13 protein-coding genes are annotated in these 16,222 nt (G+C 74.5%); 12 read left to right on the top strand and 1 reads right to left on the bottom strand.

The window, feature by feature from the left end:
- Window positions 1-352, top strand: a 352-nt coding sequence (locus tag VF092_01635; protein ID HEX6745985.1) for a hypothetical protein, incomplete at its 5' end; no start/stop codon positions are given.
- 68 nt (window positions 353-420) lie between these two features.
- Window positions 421-810 carry a hypothetical protein gene (locus VF092_01630; GenBank protein ID HEX6745984.1) on the top strand — a complete coding sequence of 130 codons (390 nt, stop codon included), beginning with the start codon at window positions 421-423 and terminating at the stop codon, window positions 808-810.
- Window positions 811-949: 139 nt separating this feature from the next.
- On the opposite strand, the gene VF092_01625 is transcribed toward VF092_01630, so the two are convergent.
- Window positions 950-1,450, bottom strand: coding sequence for a ferritin-like domain-containing protein (locus VF092_01625; protein ID HEX6745983.1), 501 nt, complete (start codon window positions 1,448-1,450; stop codon window positions 950-952).
- Window positions 1,451-1,734: 284 nt separating this feature from the next.
- Here VF092_01625 and VF092_01620 point away from each other — a divergent pair, with 284 nt between their 5' ends.
- The 10 genes from VF092_01620 (at window position 1,735) to VF092_01575 (ending at window position 16,114) form a co-directional block, all read left to right on the top strand.
- Window positions 1,735-2,880: a hypothetical protein gene (locus VF092_01620; GenBank protein HEX6745982.1), complete on the top strand. Its 1,146-nt coding sequence runs from the start codon at window positions 1,735-1,737 to the stop codon at window positions 2,878-2,880.
- Window positions 2,881-2,882: 2 nt separating this feature from the next.
- Window positions 2,883-3,056, top strand: a complete 174-nt coding sequence (locus tag VF092_01615) for a hypothetical protein (GenBank protein ID HEX6745981.1) — start codon at window positions 2,883-2,885, stop codon at window positions 3,054-3,056.
- 324 nt (window positions 3,057-3,380) lie between these two features.
- Window positions 3,381-3,725 carry a hypothetical protein gene (locus VF092_01610; GenBank protein HEX6745980.1) on the top strand — a complete coding sequence of 115 codons (345 nt, stop codon included), beginning with the start codon at window positions 3,381-3,383 and terminating at the stop codon, window positions 3,723-3,725.
- Window positions 3,726-3,730: 5 nt separating this feature from the next.
- Entirely contained in the window at window positions 3,731-5,299 is a 1,569-nt protein-coding gene (locus tag VF092_01605; protein ID HEX6745979.1) for a TolC family protein, read from the top strand.
- Window positions 5,299-6,558 (top strand): NHLP bacteriocin system secretion protein, encoded by a 1,260-nt coding sequence (locus tag VF092_01600; protein HEX6745978.1) that lies wholly within the window; start codon window positions 5,299-5,301, stop codon window positions 6,556-6,558. Before VF092_01605 ends, VF092_01600 begins: the two co-directional genes overlap by 1 nt.
- 177 nt (window positions 6,559-6,735) lie before the next feature.
- A complete protein-coding gene (locus VF092_01595) occupies window positions 6,736-8,976 on the top strand; it encodes an NHLP family bacteriocin export ABC transporter peptidase/permease/ATPase subunit (protein HEX6745977.1) in 2,241 nt (746 codons plus the stop codon).
- Complete coding sequence (locus tag VF092_01590; GenBank protein HEX6745976.1) at window positions 8,973-11,861, top strand: NHLP bacteriocin export ABC transporter permease/ATPase subunit; 2,889 nt, start codon at window positions 8,973-8,975, stop codon at window positions 11,859-11,861. Before VF092_01595 ends, VF092_01590 begins: the two co-directional genes overlap by 4 nt.
- Window positions 11,862-12,255: 394 nt before the next feature.
- The gene (locus tag VF092_01585; GenBank protein HEX6745975.1) at window positions 12,256-13,494 is read left to right on the top strand and encodes an ABC transporter substrate-binding protein; all 1,239 of its coding nucleotides are present in this window, start codon (window positions 12,256-12,258) and stop codon (window positions 13,492-13,494) included.
- Window positions 13,491-14,669, top strand: coding sequence for a hypothetical protein (locus tag VF092_01580; GenBank protein ID HEX6745974.1), 1,179 nt, complete (start codon window positions 13,491-13,493; stop codon window positions 14,667-14,669). Before VF092_01585 ends, VF092_01580 begins: the two co-directional genes overlap by 4 nt.
- Window positions 14,670-14,905: 236 nt before the next feature.
- Window positions 14,906-16,114 carry a sigma 54-interacting transcriptional regulator gene (locus VF092_01575; GenBank protein ID HEX6745973.1) on the top strand — a complete coding sequence of 403 codons (1,209 nt, stop codon included), beginning with the start codon at window positions 14,906-14,908 and terminating at the stop codon, window positions 16,112-16,114.
- Window positions 16,115-16,222: the final 108 nt, after the last annotated feature.

The raw sequence follows: 16,222 nt of genomic DNA, 5'->3' as shown, positions 1-16,222 counted from the left end.
GCACGCGCCCGAGACCGGCGACGAGTACCTGTACGTGGTGGAGCGCGACGGCGAGCTGCTGGACGAGGACCAGCGCTACATCGCCGCGCTGCACCCCGACGCGGCGCTGCGGCTGGTGCGCGAGATCCGGCGGCTGCGGCGCGTGGAGGAGCGCCACGAGTCGCTCTGCTCGGTGCTGCAGCACCTGAACACCTTCCTGGAGCGGCGCGGGCTGGTGGCCCAGGCGCAGCGCTTCGTGGAGGTGCGCGCGCAGCTCGAGCGGATCCACCCCGAGGCCCTGGAAACAGCGGAGGCGCCCGGAACCGCAGCGGCCCCGGCGCACGGCCGGGCCCGTCCGGTGTCGGTCGTCTGAGCAGTCCGGGGCGCCTCCATGCGGGGGCGCCCCTTGTACAAGCAGGCCCGCGGACCCGAGCCATCGCCGTGCCCATGACCGCCCGCGCCATCCGACTCCCCGACCGCTTCTACCTCCCGCGCACCGACGCCGACGGCCGCGAGGTCCGCGACGTGATGCCGTGGGAGGGCGCCGTGAGCTACGCCACCGACGGCGAGCGGCTGGGGATCCAGTATCCCGACGGCAACGTGGTCTGGCTCGGCACCGCGCCCCCCGGCGACGGCGCCGCGCCCGGGGAGGCGAACGGCTCCGCGCGGGAGGACGCCTCGTTCGAGGACGACTTCGCGGGGGTGAACCTGGACGCGCTGGTGGACGGGCTGCGCAGCTACATGGACCTGCACCCGGTGCTCAAGACCGTCTGGCGCAAAGACATCGCTACCCTCGAAGACCTCCGCCACCGCGCGCACGACGACAGCTGAAGAGATTTCCCACGCAGAGATCCTTCTCGTTCCGAGATTCGAAGAAGATTATCTCACGCAGAGTCAGCAGGGTCAGCAGAGAAAACCGCAGTTCCTCTGCTGACCCTGCTGACTCTGCGTGAGATCCTTTACAGCCGGATCAGCGGTAGCCGTCTCCCTGCTGCGCGCGGGGGTTGATGATGGTCTCGGCGAGCGCGGTCAGGCGGTGGTCGGTGTCGCCTTCCTCGTCGAGCGTCTGCTGCAGGGTGCGCGCGTGGTCGGCCATCCCCAGCCGGTCGGCGTAGGTGCGCACGCAGCCGTAGCCGGCGATCTCGTAGTGCTCCACCCGCTGCGCCGCGGCGATCAGCCCCGCGTCGATGGTGTCGGGGTCGCCCTTCTCCTTCACCATCTCCTGCCCTTCCTTCAGCAGCCCCTCCATCCCCTTGCAGTGGTGGCCGCCCGGCTTCTCGCCCATCCCGTCGAAGATGGCCTCGAGCCGCTTCACCTGGTCGTGCGTCACCCGCTCGTGCTCCAGGAACGCGCTCCTCAGCTCGGGGTTGTGCGCCCGCTCGGCCATCATCGGCAGCGCCTTGAGGATCTGGGTCTCGGCGCTGTACAGGTCGCGCAGCTGCTCCACGTACAGGTCCTTCAGCGAGTCCATCGACATCGTCCCTCCTTTGGCTACGGGCCCGTCTCCTTCCGCTCGTGCGAGGGGCGAAGGAGGCTGCACGGCGTGTACCACCGCCCGGGACAGGCGCGTGTCGGATAGACGTGGGGCTCTACCCGCGGCCCGCCGCCTCTAGGCCCCGCCCGAGCGAACAGCCTGCGGGGGAACGCCAACCGCAAGCGGGAGAAGGGGTTGCCCATTTCGTCCAATCCGGCACGCCCGTTGCCGATCCCAACCGGCCGTGCGGTTCGTCCGATGGCCTGCAGCGGGGGGAGGGAATGCACCTCACCGCCTCGGAGCTTCCCAAGGCCCCCGCGCCACGCGCGCGGCGGCGCCCCGCGCCGGGGGGGGACGGGTTCGTGCGCGCTCCGCTGTCGGAGACGCTGGAGGTGCTGGAGCCGCACCTTCCCCCCGCGCTGGCGAGCCCCCGCGCCCGGGAAGCGCTGCGCGCGGCGCTGGCGCAGATCCCCGCGGCGGTGACGGACGAGCTGTACCTGGAGTGCCGGCTGGACGCCGGCGCGGCGCGGGTCGACGCGGTGCTGCACGTGCGCGAGCCGGGGCGCGAGATCCTGGCCGGCGTGAACCACGCCATCCCGCTTCCCGCCCCGCTGGCCGACCGGCCCGGGTGGACGCGGCTGCGGCGCTTCTGCGGCGAGTGGGCCGACCCGCGCTCCATCTTCCACCGCGCGGCCAGCTCGCTCTGGGTGGAGCTTGACCTGGAGGGGGGCGAGCTGCGCCTGGACGAGCCGGGGACCTTCGTCGACCTCTCGTGGCTGTCGCTGCGCGGCGCGGGGCCGGCGGAGTGGACGGCGCACGCCGCGGCGGCCGGCGCGCGGCTCTGCGGGCGGCCTCCGCCGTCGGGATCGATCCGCGCGGTGCGGCGGTGCATGGAGGCGCTCCCGGCCGGCGCGCGGATGGTCTACGCCGGCTTTTTCCCCGGCCGCGGCGACGGCGCCATCCGCGTGTGCGCGGCCGGCGTGGACGCGGGCGCGCTGGAGGAGTACCTCCACCGCGCCGGGTGGCCGGGCGACGTGGCCCCCGTCCTCCGCGCGCTGGGCGGCGGCACCGAGCACGGGCCCGGCCCGGTTCCCGGCTACGTGCACCTCGACGCGCGCGACGGCGGCGCGGGGGCGCGGCTGGGGGTGGAGGTGCCGCTGCACCGCCGCGCGCAGCTGGAGGGCGGGATCCGCGAGGCCGCGTGGCTGCGCGCGCTGGCCGGCGCGGCGGCCGAGAAGGTGGCGGCGCTGGAGGCGTGGCCGGGGTGGACGGCCACGGTGCTGCCGCACCAGCCCTGGCGCAGCCTGCTGGTGCGGCGGGTGAACCACGTGAAGCTGGTGTTCCAGGACGGCTGCCCGGCGCAGCCCAAGGCATACCTGGCCGCGCGGCACACGGCCCGGGTCAACCGCGAGGGAGAGGAGGCCTGAGCATGGAAGAGCGCATCCGCGTGCCGGGAGGCATCGCCTCCCTGCCCGACGACGAGCTGGACCTGGAGCAGCTCGACCAGGTGGCGGGCGGGCTGGCGCGCGCCTGGCCGGCAGGTGAGCCGGCGGACGCGCGCGGCGCCACCACGCAGCCCGCGGGAACGCCGATCCGCGGCTGATCTCCCCCGGACCGCGGAACCAGGCACGACGGCCCCGCGCGGCACGGAGACGGCGGAACGCGGCGGCGCCGGGCGGCGCCCCGCGTCCTCCTCGTCCCCCCGCGCGGACCACGTGGGCGGGCGCGTTCCCGCCCGCGGGGTGGAGCCCGGCTTCTACTCGATAGAGGCCGGGCTCCAGCCGTATCCGTCCGGATAAGTGGACGGAGATGTAACCGATTCCACCGCAACGACTTCCACATCTCCGAACCGAACCGCGGCGGGAACGCTCGTTGCCCCGGATACCGCCGCCCGAGCAGGCCCCCGCACCCGACGCCGGAGACGACCATGCCGCCACACCCGACCGGTTCTTCAGGCCCGCCCCGCGAGCCGGGGTGGGAAAGGGTGGCGGACCGCGCCGCCCACGACCCGGAGTTCCGCCACGCGCTGCTGACGGACCCGGCGCGGGCGCTCCGCGAGACGCTGGGGATCACCCTTCCCGCCGGCTACCGGGTGCGCTTCGTCGAGCGGCCGCGCGACCTCGACGCGCTGGTGGTGCTCCCCGACCCGGCGCGCGACACCGACGAGCTGAGCGAGGACGAGCTGGAAGAGGCCGCCGGCGGCGACGGCACGTGGAGCGACGACCCGCCTCCTCCTCCCCCGCCGCCCCCGCCCGACCCGCTCAAGCCCTGAGGCGTATGCGGCGGGCATTCCCGAGCCGGGAGATCGCGGCCCTGGCGGCGGCACTGGCCGCCGCCGGGGCCCCGCCGCGCGCGTGGGCGCAGGCGCCGCAGCCCGGGCTCACGCTGCAGCAGGCGCTGGACGCGGCGGCCGACCGCTCGGGCGGAGTGCGGCTGGCGCGCGAGCAACTGGCCGGCGCGCTGGGCGCGGCGCGCGCCGCGCGGGGGGCGTTCGACCCCACGCTCACCTCGTTCGTCACCAGCACGCGCGACAACACGCTGGGGTGGACCGGCCGCGGCGCCGACTCCGTGCTCCCCTCGCGCACGCTGGCGTCATCGTACGGGGTGGCGCTGGAGCGCCGCTTCCGCTCCGGCCTCTCCGTCTCCCCCGAGGTGCGGGCCACGCGGCGCGAGTTCAGCCCCGACGCCACCGGGCGCAACAACACCGCGTCGGTGTCGATGGTGATGCAGCTGCCGCTGCTGCGCGGCGCCGGCGGCCAGCTGGCCGCGCCCGAGCGCGCGGCGGCGGCCACGTCGGACGCGGCACGGGCGGACCTGCTGCATGCCACGGCGGTGGGCGCGCTCGACGCGGCCGACGCCTACTGGGCCTACGCCGCCGCGGCCGAGCGGCTCGAGGTGCAGCGGCAGGCCGAGGCGCGTGCCCGCCGGCTGGTGGAGCAGACGCGCATCCTCGTCGCGGCGCAGGAGCGCGCGCAGGCCGACCTCAACCCCCTCCTGGCCGCGCTGGCGACGCGGCAGGCGGCGCGGTCCGCCGCCGAGCAGGAGCTGGTGGAGGCGCGCAGCACGCTGGGGCTGGTGATGGGGCTGGAAGGCGACGCCATCTCCACGCTCGCCCTCCCCGCCACGCCGCTCCCCTCCATCACCCGCGGGGCGGGGGCGGAGACGGGCGCGCTGGTGCGGCAGGCGCTGGAGCGCCGCGCCGACCTGGCCGCCGCGCGGCAGGCGGTGCGGGCGGCCGGCGTCCTGGCCGACGCCGCGCAGGCGGGCACGCGGCCGCGGCTCGACCTCCAGCTCTCCGTGGGCTACACCGGCGCCGTCCCCGGCGAGGCGTGGTCGTCGCTGGTGACCCCCTTCTACCGCGACCTGAACACCTGGAGCGCCTCGCTGGAGGTGAGCTGGCAGGCCGCGCTGGGGAACTCGGCCGCCGCGGGCGGGGCCGCGCAGAGCCGCGCCCTGCAGCGCCAGGGCCAGGTGGCCGCCGAGGAGCTGGAGCGCCGCATCCGCGCGGGCGTGGCGGTCGCCGCGGAGGCGCTCAGGCACGGGCAGGAGGAGATGGAGCGGGCTGACGAGGCCGTGGCCCTCTCGCGCACCTCGGTGGAGAACGAGGAGCGCAAGTTCCAGCTGGGGATGTCGACGCTGTTCGACGTGATCCAGGCCGAGGACCAGCTCACCGGCGCGCTCCTGTCGCGCATCTCCACGCAGCAGCGCTACGCCGCCGCGCGCGCCCGGCTGGCGTTCGAGACCGGGGCGCTGGTGCGCGACGCCGGCGGCCGCGCCGCGGCCGACGCGTCGCCGCTGGCCGAATCTCCATCCCCCCCACCCGCCGCAGCCGAGGCGAGCCGCTGATGGCCGACAGCATCTTCCGCAAGGTGTCGCTCGACCGGCTGGCCAGCCCCGAGCAGCTCGACCAAGCCATGCAGGCCACCACCCCCGGCGGGTGGCTGGCGCTGGGCGCCATCGCCCTGCTGCTGGCGGTGACGGTGAGCTGGGGGGTGGCCGGCGCGGTCCCCGAGAAGATCCCCGGGCAGGGGATCCTGGTGAAGAGCGGGGGGATCTACGAGGTGGTGCCGCTGGAGGGCGGGCGGGTGACCGACGTGGCGGTGAACGTGGGCGAGACGGTGAACGAGGGGCAGGTGGTGGCCCGGGTGGCGCAGCCGGAGCTGCAGGACAAGCTCACCGAGGCGCGCAACCACCTGGAAGACCTGCGGCTCTCGCAGCAGCGCACCGCCCAGTCGGCCTCGCGCGAGCGCTCGGTGCAGGCCTCGTACGCGTCGCAGCAGCGCAGCAACCTCGAGGCGGGGATCCGCGCCAGCCAGCAGACGCTGCAGCTGCTGGAGCAGAAGATGGAGAGCCAGGAGCGGCTGGTGCGCGACGGGCTGGTGACCCGGCAGACGCTGCTCAGCACGCGCCAGGAGTACCAGAACGTGCAGGAGCAGATCCGCCAGGCGCAGAGCCAGCTGAAGCAGCTCGACGCCGACCAGGTGGCGGTGCGCCAGCGCACCGACGCCTCGCTGCTGACCGGGCAGTTGCAGGTGGAAGAGGCGCAGCGCGAGGTGCAGCGGCTGGAGGCGGAGCTCGAGCGCACCTCGAATGTCGTGTCGCCCTACACGGGGCGGGTGGTGGAGGTGATGGCCGAGCAGGGGCACGTGGTGGAGCGCGGCCGCCCCGTCGTCCGCATCGACCCCGTGGGGCGTACGGTGAAGGACCTGGAGGCCATCGTCTACGTGTCGTCCGACGCGGGGAAGAAGATCCGCCCGGGGATGCGCATCCAGATCGCCCCCAGCACCGTGCGCGAGGAGGAGTACGGGCTGATGCTGGGCACGGTCACCTACGTCTCCGACTTCCCGGCCACCCCCGAGGGGCTGGCGCGGGTGCTGAAGAACGAGGCGCTGGCGCAGGCGCTGGCCGGCACCGGCGCGCCCTACGAGGTGCACGCCGACCTGATCCCCGACCCGCGCACGGTCAGCCGCTACCGCTGGTCGAGCCCAGCCGGCCCGCCGCTGGAGGTGCGCAGCGGCACCCTCTGCAAGGCACAGATCACCCTGCGCGAGGTGCGGCCCGTGGCGCTCGTCCTTCCCATCTTCCGCCGCCTGGCGGGGGGATGAGGATGCGCTCCCGGTCCCCGCGCTCGCCTTCCTTCCCGATCCCCGGGATTCGCGCGGGATCGGGTGATCCTTTTTCTCACGCAGAGGGCGCAGAGGACGCAGAGAACCGATTCCTTCTCTGCGACCTCTGCGCCCTCTGCGTGAGACCTTCTTTCTGGATGACGGCCGGAGGGGCGCGTGTCTGAGGCCGCGCCCGCCGCCGTCGCGCAGCCGGAGCCGGCCGCGCGCGGGTTCCGGCCGCGCGACGTGCTGCGGCTGGTGCGGCGCGAGGCGCAGACGCGCGTGCGCGTACCCACCATCCTGCAGCTCGAGGCGGTGGAGTGCGGCGCCGCCACGCTGGCGATGGTCCTGGCCCACCACGGCCGCTGGGTGCCGCTCGAGGAGCTGCGCCTGGCCTGCGGCGTCAGCCGCGACGGGAGCAAGGCCAGCAACATGGTCAAGGCCGCCGTCCGCTACGGGATGGTGGCCAAGGGGTTCAAGAAGGAGCCGGCGCAGCTGCGCGACCTCCCGGTACCCTCGATCCTGCACTGGAACTTCAACCACTTCGTGGTGCTGGAGGGGTTCCGCAAGGGATGGGCGTACCTGAACGACCCCGCCACCGGCCCACGCCGCGTCACGCTTGAGGAGCTGGACCAGGCGTTCACCGGCGTGGTCCTCACCTTCCGCCCGGGCGAGGCGTTCGCCCGCGGCGGCGCGCTCCCCGGGATCGTGCAGTCGCTGCGGGGGCGCCTCCGCGGCGCGCAGGCGGCGGTGGCGTTCGCGGTGGCGGCGGGCGCGGTGCTGGTCGTCCCCGGCCTCGTCGCCCCCGCCTTCTCGCGCGTGTTCGTGGACCAGGTGCTGGTGAAAGGGCTCTCCGCCTGGACCCTCCCCCTCCTCGTCGCGATGGCCGCGGCGGGGCTGGTGATGGGCGGGCTCACCTGGCTGCAGCAGCGGCAGCTCCTGCGGCTGGAAACGCGGCTGGCGCTGGGAAGCTCGGGGCGCTTCCTCTGGCACGTCCTCCGCCTTCCCGTGGGCTTCTTCACCCAGCGCTTCGCGGGCGAGATCAGCTCGCGCGTGGCCATCAACGACCGCGTGGCCCAGCTCCTCTCCGGCGAGCTGGCCACCACGCTGCTGAGCCTGCTGGTGATCGCCTTCTACGCCGCGGTGATGGTGCAGTACGACCTCCTCCTGGCGGGGCTGGGCGTGACCGTGGCCGCGCTCAACGTCCTCGCGCTGCGCTGGGTGTCGCGGCGGCGCACCGACATCTCGCAGCGGCTGCAGCAGGACCGCGGCAAGCTGATGGGCGTGGCCATGGGCGGGCTGCAGACCATCGAGACGCTGAAGGCCACCGGGAGCGAGGCGGCCTTCTTCAGCCGCTGGGCGGGGCAGCAGGCCAAGGTGGTCAACGCGCAGCAGGAGCTGGCGCTGTACACCCATCTCCTCTCCGTCGTCCCCCCCTTCCTGATGGCCGTGAACACCGCGCTGCTGCTGGGGATCGGCGGGGTGCGGGTGATGGACGGGAGATTGAGCATGGGGATGCTGGTGGCCCTCCAGGCCCTTCTCCTGGCCTTCATCTCTCCCGTCAACCGCCTGGTGGACTTGGGGGGGACGCTGCAGGAGGTGAAGGGCGGGCTGGCGCGCCTCGACGACGTGCTGAACGCCACTCCCGACCCCATGGCCGGCGCCTTCGCGGCCGACGAGGCCGAAGAGGCGCCGCGGCTGGAGGGGCGGCTGGAGCTGCGCGGGGTGACCTTCGGCTACAGCCCGCTGGAGCCGCCGCTGATCGACGGCCTGTCGCTGGTCCTCGAGCCGGGGCGGCGGATCGCGCTCGTGGGCGAGTCGGGGTGCGGGAAGTCGACCATCGCGCGCCTGGTGGCCGGGCTCCACCACCCCTGGGCGGGCGAGGTGCTGCTGGACGGCCGCCCGCGCGACGCGCTGGCGCCGGCGGCCATCGCCTCGTCGCTGGCCTTCGTGGACCAGGACGTGTTCCTGTTCGCCGGCACCGTGCGCGACAACCTGGCGCTGTGGGACCCCGGCGTGTCCGAGGCCGAGCTGGTGCGCGCCGCGCGGGACGCCTGCGTGCACGACGAGATCACCGCGCGCCCGGGGGGCTACCACGGGCGGGTGGAGGAGGCGGGGCGCAACTTCAGCGGCGGCCAGCGCCAGCGGCTGGAGATCGCCCGCGCGCTGGTGGGCAATCCCTCGCTTCTCGTCCTCGACGAGGCGACGAGCGCGCTCGATCCCCCCACCGAGGCGGCGGTGGACGACGCGCTGCGCCGGCGGGGATGCGCCTGCCTGATCGTGGCCCACCGCCTCAGCACCATCCGCGACGCCGACGAGATCCTGGTGCTGGAGCGCGGCAAGGTGGTGCAGCGGGGAACGCACGACGAGCTGTACGCCGCCGGCGGCCCCTACCGCGCGCTGCTGGAGGCCGAGTGAGCGCGCCCGCCCTCCGCTCGCTCTTCGCGGCGCACGGCGCGCCCGTGTCCGCCCCGCGGCCCTTCCTGCTGGGCGGCGACACCGCGTGGCTGGTGGCGCAGGGGCACGTGGACGTGTTCGCCGTGCGCGTGCGCGACGCCGAGCCGTACGGGCCGCGCCGCCACCTGGTGCGCGTGGAGTCCGGCGGCGCGCTGCTGGGCCTCGGCGCGTCGGCCGGGGCGCACGGGATGGGGCTGCTGGCGGCCGCCGCGGCGGGGACGCGGCTGCTGGCGCTGGCGCAGGGGCATCTCCGCCTTGCCGCGGACGGGGCCGAGCGCGAGGCGGCCGTGCACGCGGTGGAAGGGTGGGCCGCGGCGCTCTGCGCGGGGATCGCCCGCGACGCCGTCCCCCGCCGCTCCGACGACCTGGCGCCGGGCGGCACCCGCACGCTGGCCGCCGGCGCCACGGTGCGCCCCGTCGGCGTGGCCTGGCTCCGCCACGGCGAGGGGACGACCTACCTGCTGTCGATGCGCGCGCTCCCGCTGAACGGCGGCGCCACCGTCCCCATCGCCGCGCCGGCGTGGGTGACGGCGGAGAACGAGGCGCGGGTGACGGCGGGGACGGCGATGCCCCCCGCCGCGGAAGCGTGGGTGGGGCTCGAGCGGCTGCACGACCTCGTCCTGGCCGCCGCCGGGGTGATGGCGGAGGCGGAGGAGAAGACGGGGCGCGAGCGGCTGCGCCGGCGCGCCGCGCTCGACCGGGCGGTGCTGGCGCGGGCCACGGGGCGGCTGGCCACGGTCATCGATCCGCGCCGGCTGAAGGGAGGGATGCGGCTGCGCGCCCCCGGCGAGGAGGAGAACGCCCTCCTGGCCGCCTGCCGCCTGGTGGCCGAGGCGCAGGGGCTCACCGTCCGCCCCCCGCCGGCGTCGGTGACGGGCGACCTGGCGGCCATCGCGCGCGCGTCGGGCTACCAGACGCGCAAGGTGATGCTGCGCGACGACTGGTGGCGCCGCGACGGCGGGCCGATGCTGGCGGTGCGCGAGAACGGCCTCCGCGCCGTGGCGCTCCTCCCCGAGCGGGGGAACCGCTACGTGCTGTGCGACCCTACAGACCGCACGCGGACCCCGATGGACGCGAAGGAGGCGGGCACCCTCTCCCCCTTCGCCTGGTCGTTCTACCGCCCCTTCGCGCCGGGGCCGGTGGGGATCCTGGGGCTCCTGCGGCACGGGGTGCGGGGGTGCGGGCGCGACCTGGCCACGCTGCTGACCGTGGGCGCGGCCGGCGGCGCGCTGGCGATGGCGCCCCCGGTCGCCACGGGGCTGCTCTTCAACTCGGTGATCCCGGGGGCGGAGCGGGCGCAGCTGGCGCAGCTCACCGCCGTCCTCCTGGCGGTGGCCGTGGCCGCCGCGCTCTTCCAGCTCACCCGCGCCGTCGCCCTCACGCGCATCGAGGGGAAGGCGGGAAGCGCGGTGCAGGGAGCCGTGTGGGACCGCCTCCTGTCGCTGCCGCCCAACTTCTTCCGCGCGCGCGCCGCGGGCGACCTGGCCTCGCGCGCCATGGGCGTCGACGCCATCCGCGAGGCGCTATCGGGCGCATCCGCCACGGCGCTCCTCGGGCTTCTCTTCTCCCTCTTCAATTTCGCCCTGCTCTTCCACTACAGCGGCAGGCTGGCGCTGTGGGCGACGTTCCTCGCCTCTCTTCTCGTCGTGGCGACCGTGGCCAGCAGCGTGGTGCAGCTGCGGCGGCAGCGGGTGCTCAGCCGGCTGCAGGCCGAGATCGAGGGGGTGGTGCTGCAGCTGCTCACGGGGATCGCCAAGCTGCGCGCCGCCGCGGCCGAGGCCCGCGCGTTCGGGCTGTGGGCCGACCGCTTCGCCGAGCAGCGGCGGCTGAGGTACGCGGTGCGCCGCGCGGCGGGGGGGCTGGCCTCCTTCAACTCCGGCTTCCCGGTGCTGGCGCAGGCCGTGGTCTTCGCCATCGCGGCGGGGATGGTGGGGAAGGAAGACGGGATGCGCACGGGCGACTTCCTGGCGTTCATGGCCGCCTTCGGCTCCTTCACCGCGGCGCTGCTCAGCACCAGCATCGCCGTCACCCAGGCGCTTTCCGCCATCCCCCAGTACGAGATCGCGCGGCCGATCCTCGAGGCCGAGCCCGAGATCGACGCGGGGCGCGCGGACCCGGGCGTGCTGCAGGGCGAGGTCTCGGTGCAGCACCTCTTCTTCCGCTACGCCGAGGACGGCGCCTACGTGCTCGACGACCTGTCGTTCCATGCCGAGCCGGGCGAGTTCGTGGCGCTGGTGGGGCCGTCGGGGTCGGGCAAGTCCACCCTCTTCCGCCTCCTGCTGGGCTTCGAGCAGCCCGAGTCGGGGTCGATCTTCTTCGACGGGCAGGAGCTGGGCGGGGTGGACGTGCTGCTGCTGCGGCGGCAGATCGGGGTAGTGCTGCAGAACGGGCGGCTGATGCCGGGCGACCTCTTCTCCAACATCGTGGGCTCCACCGGCGCGAACCTCGAGGACGCGTGGGAGGCGGCGCGGATGAGCGGGCTGGACGCCGACATCAAGGCCATGCCGATGGGGATGCACACGATGGTGAGCGAGGGCGGGACGACGCTCTCCGGCGGCCAGCGGCAGCGGCTGATGATCGCGCGGGCGATCGTCACGCGCCCGCGCATCCTCCTCTTCGACGAGGCCACCAGCGCGCTCGACAACCGCACCCAGGCCATCGTCAGCGACTCCTTGGCCGGCCTGCGCGCCACCCGCCTGGTGATCGCGCACCGCCTGAGCACCATCGTGCACGCCGACCGCATCTGCGTGATCGAGCGCGGCACCGTCGTCCAGTCGGGGCGCTACGACGAGCTGATGGCGGTGGACGGGCCGTTCCGGGAATTGGCGCGAAGGCAGATCGCGTAGGGGAAGTGCTGAGTGCTGAGTGCGCGGGTGCGTGAGTGCGTGAGTGCGCTGGATCGACGCCCCTAGCGCGCTCGACCGTCTCCGCGCAGTCCGCGAAGGCGGACTTCCCGCAGTTCCAGCCCCGGGTTTCAACCCGGGGACCCGGCGGACGGCCGCGCGGACGTTTGGGTAGATGGGATCGAGGTTGCCGCCGGTCATCGACTTGCCCCGGTCGATGCCGCGCTGACGCGTCGATGCAGTTTCGGGATGCCCGTCTCCGCCTCGATGCGTCCCGTCCGCGCGGATGCCGCCGCGGGAGTCCGCGAAGGCGGACTTCGGGCCGTTGTTGCCGCGAATTCATTCGCCCGTCTCGATCCGAGATGGAGCCGGGCTTCCCCCTCCGAAGGCGGTGCCGATGCGCACGTTCCGCTCGCTCCCCGGCGCCCGCATCGCCGCCGCGCTCGCCGCACTGGCGGCGCTGGCTACGCTGCAGGCGTGCGGCGGCACCGCCGACCCCGCGGCCGAGCGCCTCCGCCGCGCCGAGTCCGGCAAGGGCGACGTCGTCATCGGCGCGGCGTGGCCGTGGGCCGCGCGCAGCCAGCTCCTCTACCGCCAGGGGCTCGACATGGCGGTCGACGAGGTCAACGCCAGGGGCGGCGTCCTCCACCGGCGCATCCGCATCCTCGCGGCCGACGACCACGAATCCGTCGACGAGGGCCGCCTCGTGGCCCAGCGCTTCGCCGAGGACCCCGGCGTCGTTGCCGTGATCGGCCATCTCCAGTCGTACGTGACCATCCCCGCCGCGCCCATCTACGACCTGGCGGGCGTCGTCCTCCTCGCGCCCGCGGCGACCGATCCCGAGCTCACGCGCTCGCGCTACGCGCACGTCTTCCGCGGCACCTTCAGCGACGTGGCCGCGGGGGCGCAGCTGGCCGACGTCGCGCACCGCCGCGGCTGGCGCAGCATCGCCATCTACTACGTGCGCAACGCCTACGGCCGCTCGCTGGCCAACGCCTTCGAGGAGCACGCCGGCGAGCTGGGGATCCGCATCGCCGCGCGGCAGAGCTACGACCCCAACGCCGCGCCCGGCGCCTCGGCGCTCGATCCCCTGCTCGACGAGTGGAAGCAGCTGGACTTCGACGCCATCCTTCTGGCCGGCGAGACGCCGCACGCCGCCACCTTCCTGTCCGAGACGCGACGCCGCGGCATCACCCAGCCCGTGCTGGGCGGCGACGCGCTCGGCGTTCCCGACCTGATGGCCGCCGGGGCCGCGGCCGAGGGAACGACGATCGTGGCGGCCTTCCACCCCGACGCGCCGCGCGACGAGGTGCGCCGCTTCGGCGCCGCCTTCCGCGCGCGCTACGGCCGCCCGCCCGACGCCGCCGCCGCGCTGGGCTACGACGCCGTCCGCGTCCTGGCCGACGCCATCGCCCGCGCGGGGAGCACCGCGCCCGACCGCGTGGCCGCCGCGCTGCACGCCACCCGCGGCTGGGCGGGCGTCACCGGCCCCTTCACCTACGACGCCAACGGCGACCTCCCCACCAAGCCCATCACCACCATCACCGTGCAGGGCGGCCGCTTCGTTTACCTCGACTACGCGGCCGGCACCGCCGCGCCCCCGCCCGAGACGCTGGCCGCGCGGGGGCAGCGGTGAGCGCGCGCGGGGCGGCCTTCCGCGCCGCGGTCCACCGCAGCCACGGCGCCGGCCCCGCCGAGGTGGAGGAGCTGCTGGCGTACACCCGCGTCCACCTCCGCCGCCCCCCGCGCCCACCCGCGCTCCCCCTCCCCGACGAACCGTTCGCCGCTGCGTGGCTCGGCTACCAGGCCGAGGCGGAGGCGCGCGGCGCCTGGCCCGTGCTGCGCGCGCGCCTCCCCCAGCTCGCCTTCCCCATCGCCAGGGGGATGAGCGAGACGGAGGCGTACCGCGCGTCCACCCTACGCGGCGCGCCGCCGCCGGACGGGCCCGGCGTGGAGCTCGCGCGGCCGGACGCGCTCCGTCTCTTTGTCCATCCCACCCCCGCGGGACGCCTCCCCGTCCTCGCCGCCGGGTGCCGCGACGACTTCGCCACGCTGGTCCGCGCGCTGGCGCGGCATGGCGAGCCCGACCCCATCCCCGACTCGATGGGCGCGCTGATGGTGGCGGGGTTCGCCAACTGGGACCGCATCGCCGCGCTGCGGCGGGCGTGGGAGGCGGATCATCCGGGAGACGGTGAGGGATGGCGCGCGGCGTGGCGAGAGATAATCCCCCGCAAGGAGCTGTACCAGGACCGCTTCGTGATCCTCTCCCCCGGCCCGTACAGCGGCGTCTCGGCACGGGAGATGGGGATGGAGCCGGAGAGGTGGGACGCGCTCTCGCTGGCCATCCGCCTGGAGCACGAGGCGGCGCACTACTTCTGCCGCCGCGTGCTGGGGGCGATGCGGACCCACGCGCTCGACGAGATCGTGGCCGACTTCGCGGGGATCACCGCCGCCGCCGGGCGCTACCGCTCCGATTGGGCGCTGCGCTTCCTGGGAATCGAGGACCATCCCCATTTCCGCCCCGGCGGGCGCCTGGCCAACTATCGCGGCGCCCTGGGAGAGGGTGCCTTCGCGGTGCTGCGCTCGATGGCGCACGCCGCGGTCACCGCGCTGGGCGAATGGGACGCCGCGCGCCGTGCCCGCGGCGGGTCCGCGGAGCGGGGCGCGCTCCTCGCCGCTCTTTTCGCGCTGCCGCTGGAAGCGCTGGCGTCGGAGGATGCGATGGCGCGTCTGTACCGTTCACGCCGCCGTCCTTGGACAAATGGTGTAGAACCGCGTTCAGAAAGCACATTTTTCACGACTGTTCATTGACAGCCGCGCTCTTGAGGCTTATCCTGATCTCCCCCAGGGGATGTCGATCCCCCGGCCCTCCTCACGGCCGGGTCTCCGCGTCTCGCGAGGGCAGATGACAGTTCCACCCTCACACCGCCGGGGGAGTTGCGCGCCCCGGTGTCTGTCTCGCCCTGCTGTTGAAGCCGCCGAGGAACACGGATGCGCCCGTCATGGCGCACTGTGGACCCGGGCGGCTTCGTGCGTTTGAGGCCGCGGTGAGCCCGCGCACCCACCCTGCCGGACCCGTACCCCCCGCCGGCGCGCTCTCGCCGCTGGCCGAGGCGGTGCGCCTGCGCTCGGTGGAAAGCTGGGGCGCGGCCCACGCCGTCACGCTCATCGGCCGCGACGCCGCGCTCCTCGAGTCGCAGCGCAAGCTCGAGCGCTTCGCCGCCTCCAGCGCGCCCATCCTGCTCACCGGCGAGACGGGGACGGGAAAGGAGCTGTTCGCCCGCGCCCTGTACCTCCTGGGCCCGCGCCGGGGACGCCCGTTCGTGCGCGTGAACTGCGCGCAGTACCACGACGGCAACCTGATGGCCAGCGAGCTGTTCGGCCACCGCAAGGGCAGCTTCACAGGCGCGGTGAACGACCACCGCGGGATCTTCGAGGAAGCCAGCGGGGGCGTGGTGTTCCTGGACGAGGTGGGCGAGCTGTCGCCCGCCGCGCAGGCCATGCTCCTGCGCGCGCTCAGCGAGGGCGAGGTCGTCCCCGTCGGGGGATCGGTGGTGCGCTACGTGGACGTGCGGGTGATCGCCGCCACCAGCCGCGACCTGCGGCCGATGGTGGAGGCGGGCACCTTCCGCGAGGACCTGTTCTATCGCCTGCGCTACTTCTGGATCCACGTTCCCGCGCTGCGCGAGCGGGGGACCGACTGGGAGCTCATCTCCACCCACTGCCTGGCGGGGCTGGCCTCGCACGGCAGCTGCAAGACGCTGTCGTCCGAGGCGCACGACCTGCTGGGGCGCTACCACTGGCCCGGCAACGTGCGCGAGCTGAACGGGCTGATCGACATGGGCTTCCACCTGGCCGAGGGGCGCGAGATCACCGTCGACGAGCTGATCCCCGCGCTGGAGAGCTCTGCCGCGCACGCGGCGCCGGCGCCCGGCGGCAACGGCCACGCGCCCGCCGGGAGCAACGGCCACGCCCCCGCCCCCCGTCCCGGCGGCGACGCGGCGGCCGAGGCGTGGGAGCGCATGTCGCGCGGCGGCGAGAGCTTCTGGGACGTGGTGCGCGAGCCGTTCATGGAGCGCGAGATCAGCCGCGGCGAGGTGCGCGCGATCCTGCAGCGCGGTCTGGCCGAGAGCAACGGCAGCTACAAGCGCCTGCTCCGCCGCATCGGCGTGGACGCGGCCGACTATCTCAAGTTCATGGACTTCCTCCGCCATCACCGCCTGAAGCCGGAGTCCTTCTCGCGCCAGGCCGGGTGAGCTCTCGACGGAAGTCCTGAGCCCTGGGTCCGGTCGCGAATCCCGAATGCCGCTCGTGTAGCAGGGATCCCTGATCTCTCACAGAGGGCACGGAGAACACGGAGGTAC

This window comes from Longimicrobium sp., assembly GCA_036377595.1.
Taxonomy (GTDB): domain Bacteria; phylum Gemmatimonadota; class Gemmatimonadetes; order Longimicrobiales; family Longimicrobiaceae; genus Longimicrobium.
Note: the sequence above shows the minus strand (reverse complement) of the source record. Positions and strands in the feature narration are given on the sequence as shown.